Origin of the sequence: Lysinibacillus sp. RC46 (assembly GCF_041262385.1) — a bacterium.
In the GTDB taxonomy this organism is placed as follows: Bacteria; Bacillota; Bacilli; order Bacillales_A; family Planococcaceae; genus Lysinibacillus.
Map to the genome: position 1 here is coordinate 194,846 of NZ_JBGCCF010000003.1, position 19,687 is coordinate 214,532.

Genomic DNA, 19,687 nt, shown 5'->3' on the forward strand with positions numbered 1-19,687 from the left:
CAAATTATGAATTTTTACGTTGACATTACTCTTTTTCAACAATTGTTTTACGTATATGCTCAAATGTCTCGTCTAAAATACGTAACATTTCATCTAGCTCTACTTTTGATAGAATGAGAGGTGGAGAAAAAACAACTGTATCTTGATCATACGTAACTGTTCGTAGAATCAATCCTCGTTTCATCGTTTCTTGTACAAAAATTGGACTAAGAGGAGACTCAAACAATTCACCCGTCTCACGGCTCTTTACTAATTCAATGGCTCCAAGTAATCCAAGAGTACGCACGCGTCCGATAAAACTATATTTTTCTTGCAGTGCTCGGAATCCTTCTAACATGGCATCGCCCATCTTTGCAGCATTTTCAACGAGATTTTCACGCTCAAGGATTTCTATATTTTTCAACCCAACTTGACAAGCGAGTGCATGACCGCTGTAAGTATATCCGTGCATTAATGTCCCTTTAGAAAGTTCACAAAGATCTTGATGCAGCTTTTCGGATATCGCCACACCACCAAGTTGAACATAACCACTCGATACTCCTTTAGCGAATGACATCATATCTGGCACTACCCCGTAATGTTCCATACCGAAAAATTTACCTGTACGACCAAACCCGGTAATGACTTCATCTGCAATGAATAAAATACCGTACTCATCACAAATTTTTCGCACTTCTTTAAAGTAATCTTTTTGTGGAATATTAACCCCACCTGCACCTTGTACAGGCTCAGAAATAAATGCTGCCACAGTCTCAGGGCCTAACGCTTCAATCGTTTCACGTAAATTACGTACGGATTCGCTGTATACATAGTGGAAATCAGGTGCGTGCGAATTCGTAAAGTCACGAAATGCCTGTAAACCTGTCGCATTTGTAGCACCCATTGCTACACCGTGGTATGAATGGGTACGTGAAATAATTTTTTGGCGCTCTGGCTGTCCTTTTAGTAACCAGTAATGACGTGCTAATTTAATTGCTGTATCGTTCGATTCTGAACCTCCAGAAGTGAAAAATACAGTGTTTAAGTCTCCAGGAGTTAAAGAAGCAATTTTCGTCGCTAAACGAATAGCCGGTTCATTGCTAAACGATGCGAAGCAGGAACTAAATGCTAATGTAGAAATTTGCTCCTTCGCCACTTCGGCAATTTCTTTACGACCATGCCCAATATTTACATTCCATAAAGAAGACATCCCATCAATGTAGATATTTCCTTCTATATCTTTTAAATAAATGCCATTGCCCTCTGTAAAAATGGCTGCTGGCCCTTGTGTTTGTTGTTGCTCAATCGACGTTGTTGGGTGTAGAAAATGTTTTTGATCTAACGTCTTTAACTCTTCTTTTAGTTGAACTGTCATAAATACCAACCTCTTTTCGTTTAAAATTTCATTCATTTTTTTAGTAGCAATTCTCATGCCAACTGATGAAAAAAATTTTTTTAACGAAAAAATATTGCTACATTTTCATAATGTGTGATTGATTTCCGTTCCGGCTGGGCGCTTTCCTGGGGGCGTCCGATGAGCCGCTTCGCTGCGCTGCAGGGTCTCATCTGTGACGCTAATCCCCAAGGAGTCGCCCAGCCTCCACTCCAATCAACTTATATACATGGCGTACGTTTTAACAAATAATATCCTAAAATTTTAGTGGTGAATCGTTATTGCTGCTTCACAAAAACTACTCAAAAAGGAAAAGGGACGCTTTCTTGTTTGAAAATGTCCCTTTTCTTCTACATCAATTAAATTAAAATATTAATGGCATTCCATCATTTTCTTTGTATTTATTAGCGAGTATTGCAATGTTGCAACTTATTGTGCATGAATGAAATTTTGATGCAAAAATACATCACTAATCCTCATATGAAATTTGTTTCGTTAATTGGAATTTTTGTATTTTACGTACTAATGTTGACTGATCACAGCCAAGTGATTTAGCAGCTTGCCTAATACTTGGATATTTAGATAGAGCTTCTTTAATAATCTGCTTTTCAAACGCAGCTACTTGCTCCTTTAAAGTACCACTGAACCTCGGAGTTACAACCTGTTCCTGGATGCTTTGTAGTTCTATTGGATTTTCTAGATCACGTATAATAGTTGGGTTACTATCTAACTCTTGTTGCACAATTAATGCTGTTATTTCTGGCTGCGTTGCTAGTAAGCAAATACGCTCCACCATATTTTTAAGTTGACGTACATTGCCTGGCCAATCATAAGATTCTAAAATTTTCATTGCAGATGACTCAATTGTCCGATGGATCCCATATTTTTCTTCAACAATAGCCAAAAAATGGTTGACTAGTGGGATGATATCTTGGCGACGATGTCTTAAAGGAGGAATTTCAATCGGGATAATATTTAAACGATAATATAAATCCTCTCGAAAATTACCTTGCCACACCATTTCTGCCAAATTTCGGTTTGTCGCAGCGATTATACGTACATCTATAGGAATAGGCTTTCCACTACCTAGACGCTGAACCTCTGATTCTTGGAGTACACGTAATAATTTCGCCTGTAGTAATACGGACATCTCTCCAATCTCATCTAAAAACACTGTACCACCTGACGCAATCTCAAATAACCCTGCCTTACCACCTCTTGACGCTCCCGTAAAGGCTCCTGCTTCATAGCCGAAAAGTTCAGATTCTAACAAATTCTCAGGGATTGCACTACAGTTAATCGTTAAAATTTGCTGATCATGACGGCGGCTATTTGCGTGAATAAGCTTTGTTATCTCTTCTTTACCTACGCCCGATTCACCACCAATTAATACAGTAGAATCTACCTCTGCAACTCTCATAACACGCTCTACAACCTGCATCATTGCTGAAGATACAGCAATTAAACTACTTTTTGTATTTTCTTTATTATGTAAGGCATGTAGCTTATTTTTAAAATTCTCGTTTTGAACTTCTAATTTTTTTACTTCTTTCTCTAACAGTTTTAATTGTGTCATATCACGAGTAATAGCAACTACATATTGTAATTCGCCGTATTCATCAAATATCGGTTTACCTGAAACTAAAAAGCATTTGCCATTAATGAACGTCTGCAAAATAGTTACTTTTTCTTTTGATTCAATTACTTTCATCGAAATGGAATCACTCATTAATCCTTCGGCGATGACATCTTTTGCATATCTCCCCATTAAATCAATGCCAACAATTTCGATATCAATATCATTTTGAAATAAAATTTTGCCATCGCTATCACATACTGTAACGCCATCGGATATGGAGTTTAACACTTTAATTGACAACGGGTTCATAAAGTCTATATAGCTATACTGCATGAATGGTTTGACATGAAACAAGCTACCTTGCGAAGTCTCTATTACGTGAATAAAATAGCCTTCTACATCAAAGGTTTCTATTCCTTTACTATATTTCTTCATTATTTTTTCAAGAAGCTCTATTTGGATATCACTTTTAATCATTACATCATCATTTTTTACAATAAAAAAATGTTCCTCTTTATGTAGTTGAGTTATCGACAACTAGATCCCTCCCTCTTGAACTTTAAAGGCTTTTTCATACAAAAAAATTCGCTCTTTCTACGGGGCATCTGGAAGCCTAAAAGGGTTAAAGTATCCTTTAAGTTCTTTCATGGCTTGATATCTCGCAGAAATATCGCGAATTTTTTGTATTTTTATAATATTCTACTCTGATGCTAGCTTTTCCTCTATTTGCTCCGCTGGTCTTGTCGACAGCTTTCGCATAATCATGAACAACACAACTGAGCCAATTAATACAAATGTACTCAAATAGAATTGTGAACGTAAGGATTCGATGAGAGCTTGACATAAATAAACGACTGTTAAAATACCAATTGTCACATACGATAAATATGGAAATAGCCACATTCTAATCGATAATGGCTCATCTGAAACTTTGTCGTAATAACGGCGGAAACGAATTTGTGAAATAGCAATAAAAATATAAACAGCAATCATTAATCCCCCAACGCAATTACCTAAAAAGTAGAAAATGACTTCAGGTGAAATGAAGTAAAGCATCGCACAAATATACGCTACTACTGTACTACCAATAACAGCTGGTACAGGCACACCTCGACGATTTTTTATTTGCGAGAATATTTTTGGTGCATCGCCTTGACGCGACATTTCAAGTAACATTCGTGAACTTGTATAAAGAGCAGAATTTAAAACTGAGATTAGTGAAATAAAAATGACGATTTGAATAAGTTGAGCAGCAATTGGAAGCCCTGCCATCGTTAAAATATTTGCATAAGGCGCGGACAATATTTTTGAATCATTCCAAGGGATGATTAAAACCATAATAGCTACTGATCCTACAAAAAATAACCCTAATCGAAAGACAACGTTGCGAATGGCGCGGACAATATTTTTCGCTGGATTTTCAGACTCTGCTGCCGCAATGGCTGCAACCTCAGCACCACAAATCGAAAATATAACAAAGACAATTGCCGTAAAAATTGGGACAATACCATTCGGAGCAAATCCACCGAATTCCGTTAAAATCCCTAACCCCTTAGGTTCATAATTTGGCCAAATTCCTAAAATCATAGCTATACCAACAACTAAAAATACAATAATTGCCGTAACTTTAACGAAGGACAACCAATATTCAAATTCACCAAATGATTTTACTGAATAAATATTAACAATTGTCATCAATAATGTTATACCTACGCTTCCGAGCCATGTTGGTATCATCGGGAACCAATTATGCAGCATTCCCCCTATGAGTGCCGCTTCTAACCCCACAATAAATACCCAGCTTGCCCAATAAAGCCACCCTACTGTAAACCCTGCCCATGGGCCAATATATTTCCCAGCATAGGAAGCAAATGAGCCTAGCTCTGCCGAACCTCCTGATTTCTTTCCTAATACTATTTCTCCTGATGCCATTTCCCCAACCATTTGCATGATCAGAACTATGAGCATGCATGCAATCGCATATGAAATCACCGCCGCAGGACCGGTACTTAAAATATTTTTCCCTGTCCCTACGAAGAGTCCTGTACCAATAACCCCTCCAATGGAGATCATTGTAATATGCCGTGTTTTCAATGATTTTTGCAAAGCCCCCATTAAACCACCCCTTTGTGTTATGTAGACATTTACTAGCCCCTTTCTTCTATTTCAATGTCTATCGTTTAATGAGCAATTATGATGCCAAACCTATTCAATTATTAAAAATTTCAAAAAATTATCAATCTGTACATCTTTTGTTGTTATTTAAAAATTGTCTTATCACCCAAAATTGTTGATAACATTTTATAAAACATAGTAATTTTTGTTGATTGGAGTGGAGGCTGGGCGACTCCTTGGGGATTAGCGATAGAGGAACGAAAGCTAAAAGCATCACATCCTGTGATAACGCCTTCGTGACCAACATCGGTGCTGCTGACGCTTCGTTAGCACTACGCTTTCGCGCAAAAGACATCTGTTGTTGGCCCGAGACCCTGCAGCGAAGCGAAGCGGCTCATCGGACGCCTCCAGGAAGCTCTGCTCTGCGCGAAAGCGAAGCGACAGCAACAAAGCGCCCAGCCGGAACGGAAATCAACTTCACGTTAGGTGAGGAGCCTTTACAAAAATCTATGAATCTTTTCATATGCGTTTTTCAAATTTTGATGCAAAAATACATCATTAAAGTTTATTTACATCATCTATCCATATACACGATTAAATGAACTCATAATATTCATCTCTTCCCTGTACTTCGCTACTGTCCGTCTGGATATTTGGATACCTTCAGCACATAAAGTATTTGTAAGCTGCTGATCAGTTAATGGTTTTTGTTTATCTTCTGTCTCAATCAATTGTTTGAGCCGCTTTTTAATATACATAATAGAATCCATTTTTCCAGAAATATTCATTACTCCTTTTGTAAATAACGATTGTAAAGCATATACGCCATGGGAAGTTTTTATATATTTTCCACGCACTGCCCGACTAATCGTTGATACATGTAGACTTAAAATGTCCGCTATATCTTTTAATCGCATAGGCTTCAATGCCTCAATGCCTTTATGGAAAAAATCTTCTTGCAATTCCACTAGCAATCTAGCTAATTCGTACAGTGTTTTATCACGTTGTTCGATTCCTTGTAATAATAAAAGAGCATCTTTCATTGTGTCTTTAAAATAGGTTTTACAGTTCGGATCATTCTTTAGCATTTCAACATAATGTTTATCGATAGTGACGCTTGGTAAATATCCACGATTTAATTTAATCAGCCATTCCTCTCCTAATTTTTCTACTTCGACTTCTGGAATGACATATGGAATCGCTTCCAATTTATCTCCTGTCATCACTGGTTTTAAATTTTTTATATAGTTGACAGTTTTCTTCACGTCATGTAGAGACGTCTTATACTTTTTACTTAATTGTTTAATAGCTTGTGCTGCCACTAGCTCTAAATCCGCTTCGATAAACCGAGAAGCTAATTTCGGTGCAAGCGCATCACTGTCTACCTGAATGAGTAAAAATTCCTTGTAATTACGCGCCCCTACTCCTACTGGCTCAAAAGTTTGAAGTAAGTCCAATAGTGCCTCTACATGCAAAACATTTGTATTACATCTATCAGCGACAATTTCTACATCAACATCTAAAAATAGACGTTCATCTAACGATTGAATTAAAAACGTTAAGATTTTTAAATCTACAGAAGAAAGATTTTTATGCATAGGTACTTGTTCCAATAAAAACTGCTCATAGCTTTCTTTTACTGCAAACTTCATCTCAATGGGATTAAATGAATGATGTTGTGGTGCATAATATTGCGCAGAATAACTCTTATCGGAATAACTTGCTAATTGCATAATTTCCTCATATTGCATTTTCACCGTCGAATCCGTGACAACTAACAGTGGATTTTCGTTAGCCTTATCATAAATATACTTTTCTAGTTCATTTGTTGAATATTGCAGAATTTCTAAATGCTGTACTAATTGTGGTGATAACACTTGCATTATTTTTTGGGAAGTTTTGATAGCCATTTGCATATCCCACACCTCCATTACGTAATTTTCTACATAGTAACATGTTTATTCTCTGTTTTTCCATTTTTTCATCGAATATTATTTTTAAATTATAGTGTAGCCAACATCTTTTTGGGCGAGCAGCTCATCGGACGCCCCTCAGGCGGAACGGAAATCAACCTCAAGTTTTGGTGATAAGCAACGAACCTTCCTCACTATTCTCGTAAAATTTTCAAATAATTCCAAAAAGTAATTGACTACAGTTATAAGTCATCATAAAATACACATATACAATAACAGTTACCACATTACGGTAAAATTTAAGGAGTGATCAAATGTTTCATGTACCAACTGTGCAATTTACACAAGAGCAAGAGCAATTCCGCTTAGATGTTCGAACGTTTCTACAGGATGAATTAGCAAAAGGAACTTTCACGCCTAAATGTGACTCTTGGCTAAGTGGAGATGATCCTGAATTCTCTAAATTAATTGGTCAAAAAGGTTGGATTGGCTTAACTTGGCCTAAAAAATATGGCGGTCAAGAGAGGAGTACTATTGATCGATACATTTTAACGGAAGAATTTTTAGCTGTTGGTGCTCCGGTTGCTGCACATTGGTTTGCTGATCGCCAAACAGGACCACTTCTTTTACGGTATGGAACAGAAGAGCAGCGAGAATATTTCTTACCGAAAATCGTGAAAGGCGAATGCTACTTCGGCATAGGTTTAAGTGAACCAAATAGTGGCTCTGACCTCGCTTCGGTTAGCACACGTGCTGAAAAAGTAGAGGGCGGATGGATTGTCAACGGTCAAAAAATATGGACGAGTAATGCACACCTTTGCCACTATATGGTGACTTTAGTACGGACTAGTCCTTTTGATGGAAAAAGTAAACATGCAGGGCTCAGTCAGTTGATTGTTGATTTACATGCGGAAGGGGTAACGGTTGTTCCGATCAAGTTTCTAACTGGTGAGCATCATTACAACGAAGTATTCTTTGACAATGTTTTTGTACCTGACAATATGGTTGTTGGAGAGATCGGTAATGGCTGGGCTCAAGGATTAGCAGAGCTTGCCTTTGAGCGCAGTGGTCCAGAGCGAATATTGAGTACTTTCCCATTAATCGATGAACTAATTCAAGAGTTAAAGCGCCAAAACAATTTAGAAGGGTTACAGCAAGCGTCTAAAATAATAGCTCGTCTTTGGGGTCTACGTAATTTGTCAATTGGAGTAGCCCAGCTTTTAGAATCCGGTAATGGTGAAGACGTATCTATTCCTGCAGCACTTGTGAAAGCACTCGGTACGAAATTTGAGCAAAGTATTCCTGAAATTACACGCTTAATCGTACAGACTTATCCTACTCTTGACGCGCATCGTAAAATTGATCGCTTTATGGCTGAATCCATTTTACATGCACCAGGTTTCACTATCCGAGGAGGAACTTCAGAAGTACTGTATGGCGTTGTAGCGAAAGGGGTTGTAGCACAATGAGCGAAATGAAAGATATGATTCTTGATGTTGTAGAGCGCATGTTAAAAGAAAAAGTCGATAAAGAGTTAGTCGATACAGTGGAACAAGGTCATTGGGCACCAGAACTATGGGATCTGTTTAAAGAAAACGGGATGACAGCTGTAGCCATTTCAGAAGAAAATGGCGGTGCAGGTGGCGACATAGAGGATTTATTGAATATTGTTCGTTTAACTGGAAAATACGCGGCACCGATTCCATTTGCCGAAACCACATTCGCAAATTATTTATTAGAGTTTACTAGTTTACAAGTAATTGAAGACCTGGCGACGTATATGCTCTGCCCTAACCAAGCCTTTACGTTAGAGAATGGCAAATTAACCGGAGAGGCGATCCAAATCCCTTGGGCACGTCATACAAAACATCTAGTGACACTTGCCTATAGCACGGAGGGTACTCATCTTGTAGAAATCGATTTAAGCCAAGCTGAAATTAAGCTAGGGTCGAATTTAGCAGGCGAACCGCGTGATACCGTGAAATGCCATCATACTAAGGTTTCACAAGTATCTGCTGTGTTATCTCCTGACAAGATACACGCTATAACAACACTCAATACTGCTTTTCAATTAGCACTGATGACTGGTGCCGTCGATAAAATAAATGATTTAACTGTTCAATATACGAAAGAACGTGAGCAATTCGGTCGACCGATTCATCGCTTCCAGCTCGTACAACAGCATATTGTACAGTTAGCAGGTGAAACAGCGATCGCCTTAGCAGCATTTAATAATGTTACAGAAGCCCTTCAGATGAACAGTCAAAATAGTGAGGTTGCTTACGCCAGCATTCGTTTCGAAGAAATTATTCAAGCAGTGACAACAATTGCACATCAAGTACACGCTGCAATTGGTACGACACACGAGCATAGTTTGCACCAATTTACACGCAGACTTTGGTCATGGCGCGATGAAGGAGCCAGCACCTCTTATTGGACTAATTTGGTCGCAACACAACTGCTAGAAAATAGTGGAGATAGTCTATGGGAATATTTAACTTCAAGTAGCGCAAGCTCTCCACTTCTCAAAGTGGAAGGATAAGTAATTAATTTGTGACAAACTACTAATGACATGATAAGGAGTGTTATCAATGACTGATTTACTTTTTGAAGTGCAAGACCATGTAGCCACAATTACATTAAATAGACCTGAGGCGTACAATGCTTTTAGTGAAGAGATGATCGCTAAATGGATTGAAGCCCTTGAAACTGTTCGTGATTCAGAGGACATTCGTGTTGTGATCGTAAAAGGTAATGGAAAATCATTTTGCGCTGGCGGGGATATTAAGGCGATGCAAGCTGGTGAAGGATTTTTCCAAAGTGAGGACGATATCTCTTCTACAGGATTAGCACGAAAAAATTCTCTGTGGAAAAAGATTCAACGTATCCCCCTTCTCCTTGAAGAAATTGATAAGCCCGTTATTGCTCAGGTACATGGGTTTGCAATGGGCGCAGGGCTTGATATGGCCTTAATGTGCGATATACGGATTGCTGCAAAATCCACAAAAATTTCAGAAAGCTACATTAACGTGGCGATCGTTCCGGGCGACGGTGGTTCTTATTATTTACCGAAATTAATCGGCGTCGATCAAGCATTGGACATGTTCTGGACGGCTCGTGTATTAACTGCTGATGAAGCAAAAGACAAAGGTGTTGTGACATTTGTTGTAGAAGACCATGAGCTTGAAGAATACACATTGAATTATGCAAAAGAATTAGCAAGTCGTCCAACTACCACATTGCAATTCATAAAGCGTGCTGTTTATCAAAGTCAACGAATGGATTTACGTAGTGCCCTTGATTACATTTCATCACAAATGGCTATTGTAACAGAGCTAGATGATTTCAAAGAGGGTGTAAACGCAGTTGTAGAAAAACGTAAGCCCGTTTATAAATGACGTATTTAGGAGGAAGAACAATGCAACCTCTTGAAAATATTCGAGTATTAGATTTATCTCGTGTTTATGCTGCTCCTGCTGGCTCCATGATGTTGGCAGATTTAGGAGCAGAAGTAATTCGCATAGAACATCCAGATGGCTCTGATAGTATGCGTGATTGGGGGCCATTTGTGAATGGTCAAAGTACGTATTATTTATGTGCCAATCGCAATAAAAAATCAATCACATTAGATTTAAAGAAAATTGAGGACAGAGAAAAATTTAAAGAACTTGTCAAAGATGCTGATGTCGTCCTCGAAAATTTTAAAACGGGTGACATGGAGCGAATGGGGCTCAGCTATGAGGAATTAAGCAAAGTGAATCCTAGAATCATTTATTGTGCAGTTACAGGATTCGGTCAAACTGGTCCTCTTTCACACGAACCAGGCTTCGATCCAGTAATTCAAGCGATGAGTGGTTTAATGCATGTCACTGGCTCACCTGAAGGGGAAGCGACAAAAGTTGGTGTTCCTATTGCAGATATTTTAACCTCTAACTATGTCGTCATTAGTATTTTAGCCGCTTTACGAATGCGTGATCAAACAAATACAGGGCAATTTATTGACTTAGCTTTATTAGACGTTCAAATGAGTAGCTTAGCGAATGTAGCGAGTGCTTATTTAAATAAAGGCTTTATCTCAGAACGTCTCGGTAATCGTCATAATAATGTTGCGCCGTATCAAGTATTTAACTGTGCGGATGGCCCCCTAATGATTTGCGTTGGGACAGATGGACAATTTAAAAAGTTTTGCACGATGTTGCAACGTGAGGAATGGGCCAATGATCCGCGCTTTTTAACGAATACATTGCGCAAGCAACATGAAGCGGAGCTAGTTCGGATGATTACTGACCTTACCATGACAAAAACACGGGATGAATGGATTACCTTATTACAACAATACAAAATTCCCGGCGGACGTGTGAACACAATTGCAGAAGCACTAGAACAACCGCAATTTATGGCACGCGACATGATTGGTGAAATAGAGCACGAACAATATGGTACAATCAGATTCATCAAAAGCCCGTTAAAGTTCTCTGATTTAGATATTCAATATAAATTAGCACCACCTGTACTTGGAGAACATACAAACCAATTCCAAAAGTCCTCTCTACAAAAATAAAATTGCGCTATAATAGAGGTACTTTAATGGTTCATCACTGATAGTTTGGCATGACATTTTATTAAAAAGTCTGTCATGTGGATAAGTTGATTGGAGTTAAGACTGGGCGACTCCTTGGGGATTAGCGATATAGAGGAACAAAGGCTAAAAGCATCACGTCCTGTGATAACGCCTTCGTGACCAACATCCTGTTGCCCCGAGACCCTGGAGCGAGCAACGCGAGTGAAGCGGCTCATCGGACGCGCCCAGGAAGCTCTGCTCTGCGCGAAAGCGAAGCGGCAGCGGCAAATGTTTTATCTGTGCGAAAGCGAAGCGACAGCAACAAATGTTTTATCTGTGCGAAAGCGAAGCGACAGCAACAAATGTTTTCTGTAGCGAAAGCGAAGCGGCAGCTACAATGCGCCCAGTCGGAACGGAAATCAACCCCACGTTATGGTGATTAGCCAGTTTATCTTCATTTTATAAATGCTTTTATTGGCAAAAGCATAACGGCATATATATCTGAAGATAAATCCTCCGGCAGATGTCGAAGAAAATTTTATTACTGTAGGTGACGGGATGAATCAGGAGATTTTCGAAAAAAACTATACAATGTCATCGCTGCACAAAGCTATTAAAGTGTTAAAAGCTTTTTCAAAAGATGAACCTAGCCTTTCCCTAACTGAGTTAAGTAAAAAAACAGGGATCAGCATTTCCAGTTTACAGCGCTTCGTTTCTACCTTTGTATACGAAGGCTTTCTTCACAAAGACGAGCAAACTAAGCGCTATCAATTAGGTCATTCACTTCTGTATTTAGGCAATTTAGTAAAAGAAGAATCAAGTCTTATTATTGTCGCAGAGCCTATTTTAAAAAAACTAAACGAAGAAATCGGCGAAAGTGTTTCCATGAATATTATTGATGGATTGGAAAGACGATGTATTTTAAACTACGATTCAACATATCCGCTTTCAACGAAAATGTTTGTAGGTGACACCTCTCCCCTTTATGCAGGTGCATCATCTAAAATATTGCTCGCATTTATGCCGAATGTTGAAGAATATGTGGAGAATATAAGTCTTGAAGTTATCACTGATAGAACGATACTTTCAAAAGAGCAGCTGTTAAAGGAATTAAAGCATACCCGTTTACAACGGTTTGCAAAAAGTAATAGCGAACGTGTGCGTGGCGCATGCTCTATATCTGCACCGATTTTAAATGCTTCTCAACAAATCATCGCTTCAGTGACACTGGTCATACCAGAAGTACGCTACAGTGACTACGATGAAAATTTATTAATTGAAACTATTCAAAACGTTGCATTAGAAATCGAAAAGCAATTGTATTGATTTAAACAAAGAATAAACCCGAATAGAATCACTTTTTAAGTGCTTGCTATTCGGGTTTATTGCTTTAATTATTTACTAATCTCAAGAAATCATCCCAATGACTTAAGCGTGGCAGTTCAACATGCTTGTTATAGGATTGATTTTTTAAAATTACTTTTGTATCCACATCTTGCAGTGTTTCTAATACAGCTGGTTTATCATCTACATAAACATCTAAAGCTAGCTCTTTGATGATCGCCACTTTCTCTGTATCCTGCATTCCGCAGAAAAAGTGACCTTCTGTGATTGGAAATCCTTGTGCTTTCATCCATGCTTGTGTTTGCTCACAATACTGTTTAGGACGTGAAGTAATATAATAAATGTCATGTCCCTGCTGTGCCAAGGCTTGAAGCGTCTCTAGTGCTCCCTCAAAAGAAGGACAATCCGTAAAATAAATGTCCTCTAATGAACGATTCCACATCGCCGCTCCTTCAGCATCTGTTAATCCAAAAGGTTCGTGAATTTCAACTCTTTGCAAAGCTTGAAATACTTCTAGCGCAACATTTTTACCAAGTTTTTTATTATAGAGCGCAAAGGCGTGTGCTCGTAAATCGATGAGTGTGTCATCTATATCAAAGCCAAATTTCATGTTGTTTTTCTTCCCTTCAAGAAGCCTTGTTGATGAAGTTAGTCGCGAATGTTTGCTCTTTTTCAATTTGCATCGCTAATACTTCTTCTATGGCTTGCTCGCGCATTTGTTGAAAATCGTGTACGTTAAAATGAACAAGCGTATCTTTATTTAATAATGACGCAAGACACTCTGCGTCCTTGAGTGCACTATTGAGCCCAAATGCTCCAGTTGGTGTCATCGTGTGAACAGCATCCCCTAATAGCGCAAGCCCCTTTGTTCCCCAGCAGTCACAATGACTACTGAATACATCAAGTAAGACAAAATCTTGCCAGGATCTGATATGTTCGTTTACAGTATCAGATAGTTCCGGGAATTGTTTTAAAAGCTGTTGGATAAATGGTGTAAATGCTTTTTTTCTGAGCTGAGGAAAACTTCCTTGTTCAATATTCCAGCCGATTTGAATGAACCCACCTACTTGCGTAAATAAGGATAGCTGTTTATCACCTATTAATGCCATTTTAATCGATGGCTCCCATCCCTGAGGGGCAGGAATTTTTGCCCACAATAAATCAAAGCCATGCTTATGCTTTTGAATCTCAATGTGCGCTTGCTTACGAATAGTAGAGTAACGGCCGTCAGCTCCGATTATTAACTGACTACTAATTTCAATGGTTTCCCCATCCCTTGATGCAATGACACCCGTATATCTGCCCAAAGAATCAACTATGAGCTTCGTTACCTTCGTATTCAGGAAACAAGAAAAGTGAGGAAAATGCTGTGTTTCTTGTAAAATTCCCTTTAATAGATTGGCTTGCGGTACATGAATCCCTAAATGTCCAACAGCTTCATCAGGGAAAATAGTTTTTATTACTCTACCGTCTGCGTAATATTCAAGCTTTCCCATACGTAATAAGCCGAGCGCCTCGACTGCTTCAAAAAGCTGATGACTTTTTAAAACAGCCTCACCCTCCTCATTTAAATGTTCACCGCGAAATGCCTGCCCAAGTGCTGCGTTTTGTTCCAGTAGAATTACGGAAAGACCTTTTTTCGCTAGTAAGTGCGAAAGAAGTGCTCCACCTGGTCCAGCCCCTACGATACAAACATCTGCTTGATAATTCACTTTCCTTCACCTATCTTTGGATAAGCAATAATACGTAAATCTTGCCCAACCTGCTCAAACGAAGCAAATTCTACATCCCATGCTTCATCCATAGTAGATGGATTTTGACCAGCAAAAGGTGTTAATGATAAACGACCACCGAGAATCTTTGGCGCTATGTAAATCACATATTTGTTAATAGCACCTTGCTGTAAAAATGAAGAGTTGATCGTACTTCCACCCTCTACTAAAATATCCGTAATGCCATTTTGATAGAGTTTTTCAAGCATATCATCAATAACAAGCCCCTCAGAGTCATGTCGAACTGGCAATACAGTCACGCCTTTTTTCTCAAATGCTGTTATTTTTTCTTGACTGGCATTCTCACTACATACAATAATTGTTTTCGCTTCTTCTACATTCAGAACATTGGCATGAGCTGGTGTACGAAGGGAGCTATCCATAATAATGCGCACTGGATTTTTTCCGTAATCTTCTTTTAATCTTGTCGTTAAGGATGGATTGTCAGCTAAAACAGTACCAACACCAACTAAAATACCATCAACCTCATGACGAATACGGTGAACATCCTCACGCGCTGCCTCACCCGTTACCCACTTGGAATGTCCTGTATGGGCAGCTATTTTCCCATCTAAAGTCATCGCATATTTTGAAATAATAAATGGTCGTTTTGTTAGCATATTGTGAATAAAACGTTCATTTAAACGGCGAGCTTGAGCTTCTAAAACACCCACCTCTACCTCAATGCCTGCATCTCGTAACAGTTGAATACCACGTCCAGCAACAGCAGGATTTGGATCTTGCATAGCTACAACCACACGACTAACTGCTGATTCCTTCACTAAATTTGCACAAGGAGGTGTTTTTCCAAAATGCGAACACGGCTCAAGAGTTACATAAAGTGTCGCACCTTTAGCATGTTCTCCAGCCATACGGAATGCATGCACCTCTGCATGTGGTTCCCCTGCTTTTCTGTGTAAACCTGTTCCAACAATGACACCGTCTTTGACGATTACAGCCCCTACTAGTGGATTTGGATTCGTATTTCCTTTTGCACTAGCGGCTAAATCAAGTGCCAATTGCATATATTTTCCATCTGTTGTCATCTTCGTTCCTCCACTCACTTCTCTTCGCGCAAATGTCCAGATTTCTCTACTTTTGTGTCTAAATAAAATCGATTTGTCTCCGTTAATCCTCCCCATAATGGGACATGTCCTTCTGCTGCTAAACCATGTGCCTGTAATGCGGCAAGCTTCTTAGGATTATTGGTAATCAGTGTAACTGGTTTTGAACGAAGTGCAGCTAACACATTAATGGCATCTTCGTAAGAACGAGTATCATCTGGGAAGCCAAGAGCATGATTTGCTTCAACCGTATCTAATCCCTCTTCTTGTAATAAATAAGCAAGAGATTTCGAGAATAACCCGATCCCACGACCTTCATGATCAGCTAAGTAGAAAATGGCACCACAGCCATGCTCCACAATCATTTTCATCGATTCATGTAATTGATAACCACAGTCACAGCGCTGGCTTCCAAAAATATCACCTGTATGACAAATGCTATGCATGCGAATTAAAGCATCCTCTGCATGTGTAAAATCTCCATAAACAAGCACTGATGACTGTTGTAAAAAAGCTAAGTTTGCAGATGCTAACCCATCAATAATTTCCTCTTTTGACTGATTAGCGCCTACTTTTAACCAGTTATACCATTGAAATGTCGCTGAAAATTCACCCTGTTTTACCGGTAATTTCACTGGACCAACTAGGCAAATACTTTCAGTTTCTGAATGCTTCACGATCGTCATTTTGTCTTTCACTATATCCAAAACTTTAGTAGTAATTGTCATATTTTTCTCCAACCTTCTATTGTTAAACAGCTAGCTAAACATACTAGCTGAGCACTTGTATTTTCACACCACTTACATAACGTAACTTAGTTTATAATAATAACTAACACCTGTCAAACTATAGCTCCTATTCTATTTTAAAAATGTATTAGAAACAAAAACTGCTATATTACGTTTTTATCATATACTAATAGCTTATGGAGATGCTATTTTTTCTGTGCAGGCTAGTCTATAATAAGCTGAGGGAACTGTAATGACGAAAGGAAGTTTAGAATGCAATTAGAAAAAAATGTGCAGGTGAAACAGCCAAAATATCAGCAAATTGCTGTCGATCTAGCCTCAAAAATCGTGGAAAGAAAATATCGAATTGGCGATAAAATTTACGCAAGATCATCTCTAGCTAGTCAATACAATGTCTCTTCGGAAACTGCAAGAAGAGCGATTGCTGTTTTGCAAGACTTGGAAATTGTAGAGGCCACTAAAGGTAGTGGGGTTATAATCATCTCATATGAAAAGGCTGCACATTTTGTCCGCCAATTCCATGATGTTCAATCAGTCCATGAACTACAACATGAGCTTATGTCTAGCATTCAGAAGCAGCACCAAGAATTAATAAATCTACAGGAAAAAACCAAACAACTTATTAGTCGAACTGAACATTTCAGATCCGTCAATCCGTTCATTCCTTATCAATTAGAGATGACAGTTGAAAGCCCTTGTATCCACCAAACCGTACAGGAATTGAATTTTTGGCAAAATACATCTAGCACGATTGTCGGAATTCGTCGTAAAAATGAATTATTACTATCACCTGGTCCATATGTGTCCTTGGAAGAAGGAGATATCATTTACTTTATCGGCAATGATGAAAGTTTCGCTCGAGTTCAGAGTTTTTTATATCCAAATTAAAATCCGCATAAACGCTGATATAACAGCGTTTATGCGGATTTTTTCTATTTTGTCGATTTGACAGAAGTAACAACTTTTTGTTAGGGTTAAGTTGTTACTTGTTTATATTTGGGTATCATTATCCTCAAATAGTATATATCTTCATTCAGTGAGTGTTCAAACACCTACTGAAATAGAGGGACTCAGCCTAAAAACGCCTCGTCTAGTGGCGATTTATATGTGCGTAAGTGAAGCAACACCCATTACGCCAAGGCGAAATTGATCTACGAAAGGAGTGGTTCTATTGGAAAAAATTAAAGTGGAACATGTTTCTAAAGTTTTCGGTAAACATATTCCCCAAGCCTTAGAACTCGTCAAGCAACAAAAAAGCAAGACTGATATCTTAAAAGAAACAGGTGCAACAGTTGGTGTATACGATGCAAGTTTTACCGTAAATGAAGGTGAAATCTTCGTTATCATGGGATTATCAGGAAGTGGAAAGTCGACACTGATTCGGCTTTTAAACCGTCTCATAGAACCTACAAGTGGAAATATTTACATCGATGGAGAAAATATTTCTAAAATGGGCAAAGAGAGTTTACGTAATGTAAGAAGAAACAAAATGAGTATGGTCTTTCAAAACTTCGGTTTATTCCCCCATCGTACACTTCTTCAAAACACAGAATACGGCCTTGAAATCAGAGGCATCTCAAAAGAAGAACGGCAAGCAAAAGCAGAGCAGGCTCTCGACAATGCAGGCTTACTTGCTTATAAGGACCAATATCCTAGTCAATTATCAGGTGGTATGCAACAGCGTGTTGGATTAGCACGAGCACTTGCAAATGACCCTGAAATATTACTAATGGATGAGGCTTTTTCTGCACTCGATCCATTAATTCGAAAAGAAATGCAAGATGAGTTACTCGATTTACAAAGCACATTGAAAAAAACAATTTTATTTATCACTCACGATTTGAATGAAGCATTACGTATTGGTGATCGTATCGCCATTATGAAAGATGGCTCAATCATCCAAATTGGTACTGGAGAAGAAATTTTAACAAACCCTGCAAATGATTATGTTAAAACCTTCGTAGAAGACGTCGATCGCTCTAAAGTACTAACTGCTGAAAATGCCATGGTTCGACCTGTATCTGTCAATGTAGATGTAGATGGGCCGACCGTAGCACTTAAAAGAATGCGCGAAGAAACGGTTAGTTTACTAATGGCCGTTGACAAAAATCGACATTTAAAAGGCTATATTACTGCTGACGACGCACGGGCTGCAGCAAAAAGACAAGAACAAACGGTACATTCAATTGTTCAATCAGATATGTTGACCGTTCCACCAGATATGCTTTTACAGGATATATTAGGTTTGATTCATAATTGTCCTACTCCTATTGCAGTTGTAAAAGATGAGCGTTTGCTTGGTGTTCTTATCCGGGGCGTTGTCATCGAAGCACTTTCAACTAGCGATGAGGAGGCAGTTGCAAATGAATAATTTTTTAGACAATATTCCAGTTATACCACTGGGACCATGGGTAGAATCAGTTATGGACTGGTTGACGAGTAATTTTTCAGTGTTTTTTAACTTGATTCAAAAAAATGGAAAACTACTCATGAATCAGGTCACTGATTTATTAGTGAGCATTCCCCCGATTATTTTAATTTTACTTGTTGTCATTTTTGCCTTTTTCGTTACCGGCAAAAAATTCGGGCTCGCTACGTTTTCATTACTTGGTTTGTTATTTATTTATAATCAAGGCTTATGGACGCATCTTATGGAAACAACCACGCTCGTGCTATTTTCAAGTATCATCTCAATCATTTTAGGTATTCCTCTTGGCATTCTAATGTCTAAGTCAACTGTAGCAGAAAATATGATTAAGCCGATACTCGATTTCATGCAAACAATGCCTGGCTTCGTGTACTTGATTCCTGCCGTTGCCTTCTTTGGTATTGGAATAGTCCCTGGTGTATTTGCATCCGTTATTTTTGCCTTACCACCAACTGTACGTATGACGAACCTTGGAATTCGCCAAGTACCAAAAGAATTAGTAGAAGCTGCTGATTCATATGGTAGTACTTCAAATCAAAAACTATTTAAAGTAGAAATCCCTCTTGCCAAATCAACTATAATGGCAGGGATTAACCAAACTGTTATGCTATCACTGTCAATGGTTGTAACTGCCTCAATGATTGGTGCACCTGGTCTAGGTCGCGAAGTATTAACTGCACTACAACGTACACAGGTTGGAAATGGCTTTGTTGCAGGTTTAGGTCTAGTAATTTTTGCCATTGTAATAGACCGCTTAACGCAAAGTTTTAATAAGAAGAAAGCCGTTTAG

General features: G+C 38.6%; 17 protein-coding genes. 9 read left to right on the forward strand and 8 right to left on the reverse strand.

Features of this window, described 5'->3' with window-relative positions; all coding sequences use genetic code 11:
* Positions 1-25 precede the first annotated feature (25 nt).
* From ABH966_RS04640 to ABH966_RS04650, 3 genes are all read right to left on the reverse strand, one after another.
* Positions 26-1,354, reverse strand: a complete 1,329-nt coding sequence (locus ABH966_RS04640) for an aminotransferase family protein (protein ID WP_370076187.1) — start codon at positions 1,352-1,354, stop codon at positions 26-28.
* Positions 1,355-1,841: 487 nt separating this feature from the next.
* Entirely contained in the window at positions 1,842-3,488 is a 1,647-nt protein-coding gene (locus ABH966_RS04645; RefSeq protein WP_370076189.1) for a sigma-54 interaction domain-containing protein, read from the reverse strand.
* A gap of 162 nt (positions 3,489-3,650) precedes the next feature.
* Complete coding sequence (locus ABH966_RS04650) at positions 3,651-5,066, reverse strand: amino acid permease (RefSeq protein ID WP_370076191.1); 1,416 nt, start codon at positions 5,064-5,066, stop codon at positions 3,651-3,653.
* A gap of 236 nt (positions 5,067-5,302) precedes the next feature.
* Between ABH966_RS04650 and ABH966_RS04655 the strand changes: the two genes are divergently transcribed.
* Positions 5,303-5,668 (forward strand): hypothetical protein, encoded by a 366-nt coding sequence (locus ABH966_RS04655; RefSeq protein WP_370076193.1) that lies wholly within the window; start codon positions 5,303-5,305, stop codon positions 5,666-5,668.
* Here ABH966_RS04655 and rpoN read toward each other — a convergent pair.
* Complete coding sequence (gene rpoN, locus ABH966_RS04660) at positions 5,645-6,982, reverse strand: RNA polymerase factor sigma-54 (protein WP_370076195.1); 1,338 nt, start codon at positions 6,980-6,982, stop codon at positions 5,645-5,647. The genes ABH966_RS04655 and rpoN overlap by 24 nt on opposite strands.
* Before the next feature lie 311 nt (positions 6,983-7,293).
* Here rpoN and ABH966_RS04665 point away from each other — a divergent pair, with 311 nt between their 5' ends.
* From ABH966_RS04665 to ABH966_RS04685, 5 genes are all read left to right on the forward strand, one after another.
* Entirely contained in the window at positions 7,294-8,448 is a 1,155-nt protein-coding gene (locus tag ABH966_RS04665; protein WP_370076197.1) for an acyl-CoA dehydrogenase family protein, read from the forward strand.
* Positions 8,445-9,521, forward strand: coding sequence for an acyl-CoA dehydrogenase family protein (locus tag ABH966_RS04670; RefSeq protein WP_370076199.1), 1,077 nt, complete (start codon positions 8,445-8,447; stop codon positions 9,519-9,521). Before ABH966_RS04665 ends, ABH966_RS04670 begins: the two co-directional genes overlap by 4 nt.
* Positions 9,522-9,570: 49 nt before the next feature.
* Positions 9,571-10,377, forward strand: a complete 807-nt coding sequence (locus ABH966_RS04675; protein WP_370076201.1) for an enoyl-CoA hydratase/isomerase family protein — start codon at positions 9,571-9,573, stop codon at positions 10,375-10,377.
* A 20-nt stretch (positions 10,378-10,397) separates the two neighbouring features.
* Positions 10,398-11,540 carry a CaiB/BaiF CoA transferase family protein gene (locus tag ABH966_RS04680; RefSeq protein ID WP_370076203.1) on the forward strand — a complete coding sequence of 381 codons (1,143 nt, stop codon included), beginning with the start codon at positions 10,398-10,400 and terminating at the stop codon, positions 11,538-11,540.
* A 558-nt stretch (positions 11,541-12,098) separates the two neighbouring features.
* A complete protein-coding gene (locus tag ABH966_RS04685) occupies positions 12,099-12,866 on the forward strand; it encodes an IclR family transcriptional regulator (RefSeq protein WP_370076205.1) in 768 nt (255 codons plus the stop codon).
* Between the two features lie 64 nt (positions 12,867-12,930).
* Here the strand turns inward: ABH966_RS04685 and ABH966_RS04690 are convergent, their stop codons facing one another.
* Genes ABH966_RS04690 through ABH966_RS04705 form a run of 4 tightly spaced genes read right to left on the reverse strand, consistent with a single transcriptional unit; the run spans position 12,931 to position 16,448 of the window.
* Positions 12,931-13,494 carry a 5' nucleotidase, NT5C type gene (locus tag ABH966_RS04690; RefSeq protein ID WP_370076207.1) on the reverse strand — a complete coding sequence of 188 codons (564 nt, stop codon included), beginning with the start codon at positions 13,492-13,494 and terminating at the stop codon, positions 12,931-12,933.
* A gap of 16 nt (positions 13,495-13,510) precedes the next feature.
* Positions 13,511-14,596 carry an FAD-dependent monooxygenase gene (locus ABH966_RS04695; RefSeq protein WP_370076209.1) on the reverse strand — a complete coding sequence of 362 codons (1,086 nt, stop codon included), beginning with the start codon at positions 14,594-14,596 and terminating at the stop codon, positions 13,511-13,513.
* On the reverse strand, positions 14,593-15,702 hold the full coding sequence (ribD, locus tag ABH966_RS04700; RefSeq protein ID WP_370076211.1) for a bifunctional diaminohydroxyphosphoribosylaminopyrimidine deaminase/5-amino-6-(5-phosphoribosylamino)uracil reductase RibD: 1,110 nt from the start codon (positions 15,700-15,702) through the stop codon (positions 14,593-14,595). The genes ABH966_RS04695 and ribD overlap by 4 nt, the downstream gene beginning before the upstream one ends.
* A gap of 14 nt (positions 15,703-15,716) precedes the next feature.
* Entirely contained in the window at positions 15,717-16,448 is a 732-nt protein-coding gene (locus tag ABH966_RS04705; protein ID WP_370076213.1) for a GTP cyclohydrolase II, read from the reverse strand.
* 273 nt (positions 16,449-16,721) lie between these two features.
* On the opposite strand from ABH966_RS04705, the gene ABH966_RS04710 reads away from it, so the two are divergent.
* The 3 genes from ABH966_RS04710 (at position 16,722) to ABH966_RS04720 (ending at position 19,687) form a co-directional block, all read left to right on the forward strand.
* On the forward strand, positions 16,722-17,357 hold the full coding sequence (locus ABH966_RS04710; RefSeq protein WP_370076215.1) for a GntR family transcriptional regulator: 636 nt from the start codon (positions 16,722-16,724) through the stop codon (positions 17,355-17,357).
* Between the two features lie 283 nt (positions 17,358-17,640).
* Positions 17,641-18,840 carry a quaternary amine ABC transporter ATP-binding protein gene (locus ABH966_RS04715; protein ID WP_370076217.1) on the forward strand — a complete coding sequence of 400 codons (1,200 nt, stop codon included), beginning with the start codon at positions 17,641-17,643 and terminating at the stop codon, positions 18,838-18,840.
* Positions 18,833-19,687, forward strand: a complete 855-nt coding sequence (locus ABH966_RS04720) for an ABC transporter permease (RefSeq protein ID WP_370076219.1) — start codon at positions 18,833-18,835, stop codon at positions 19,685-19,687. The genes ABH966_RS04715 and ABH966_RS04720 overlap by 8 nt, the downstream gene beginning before the upstream one ends.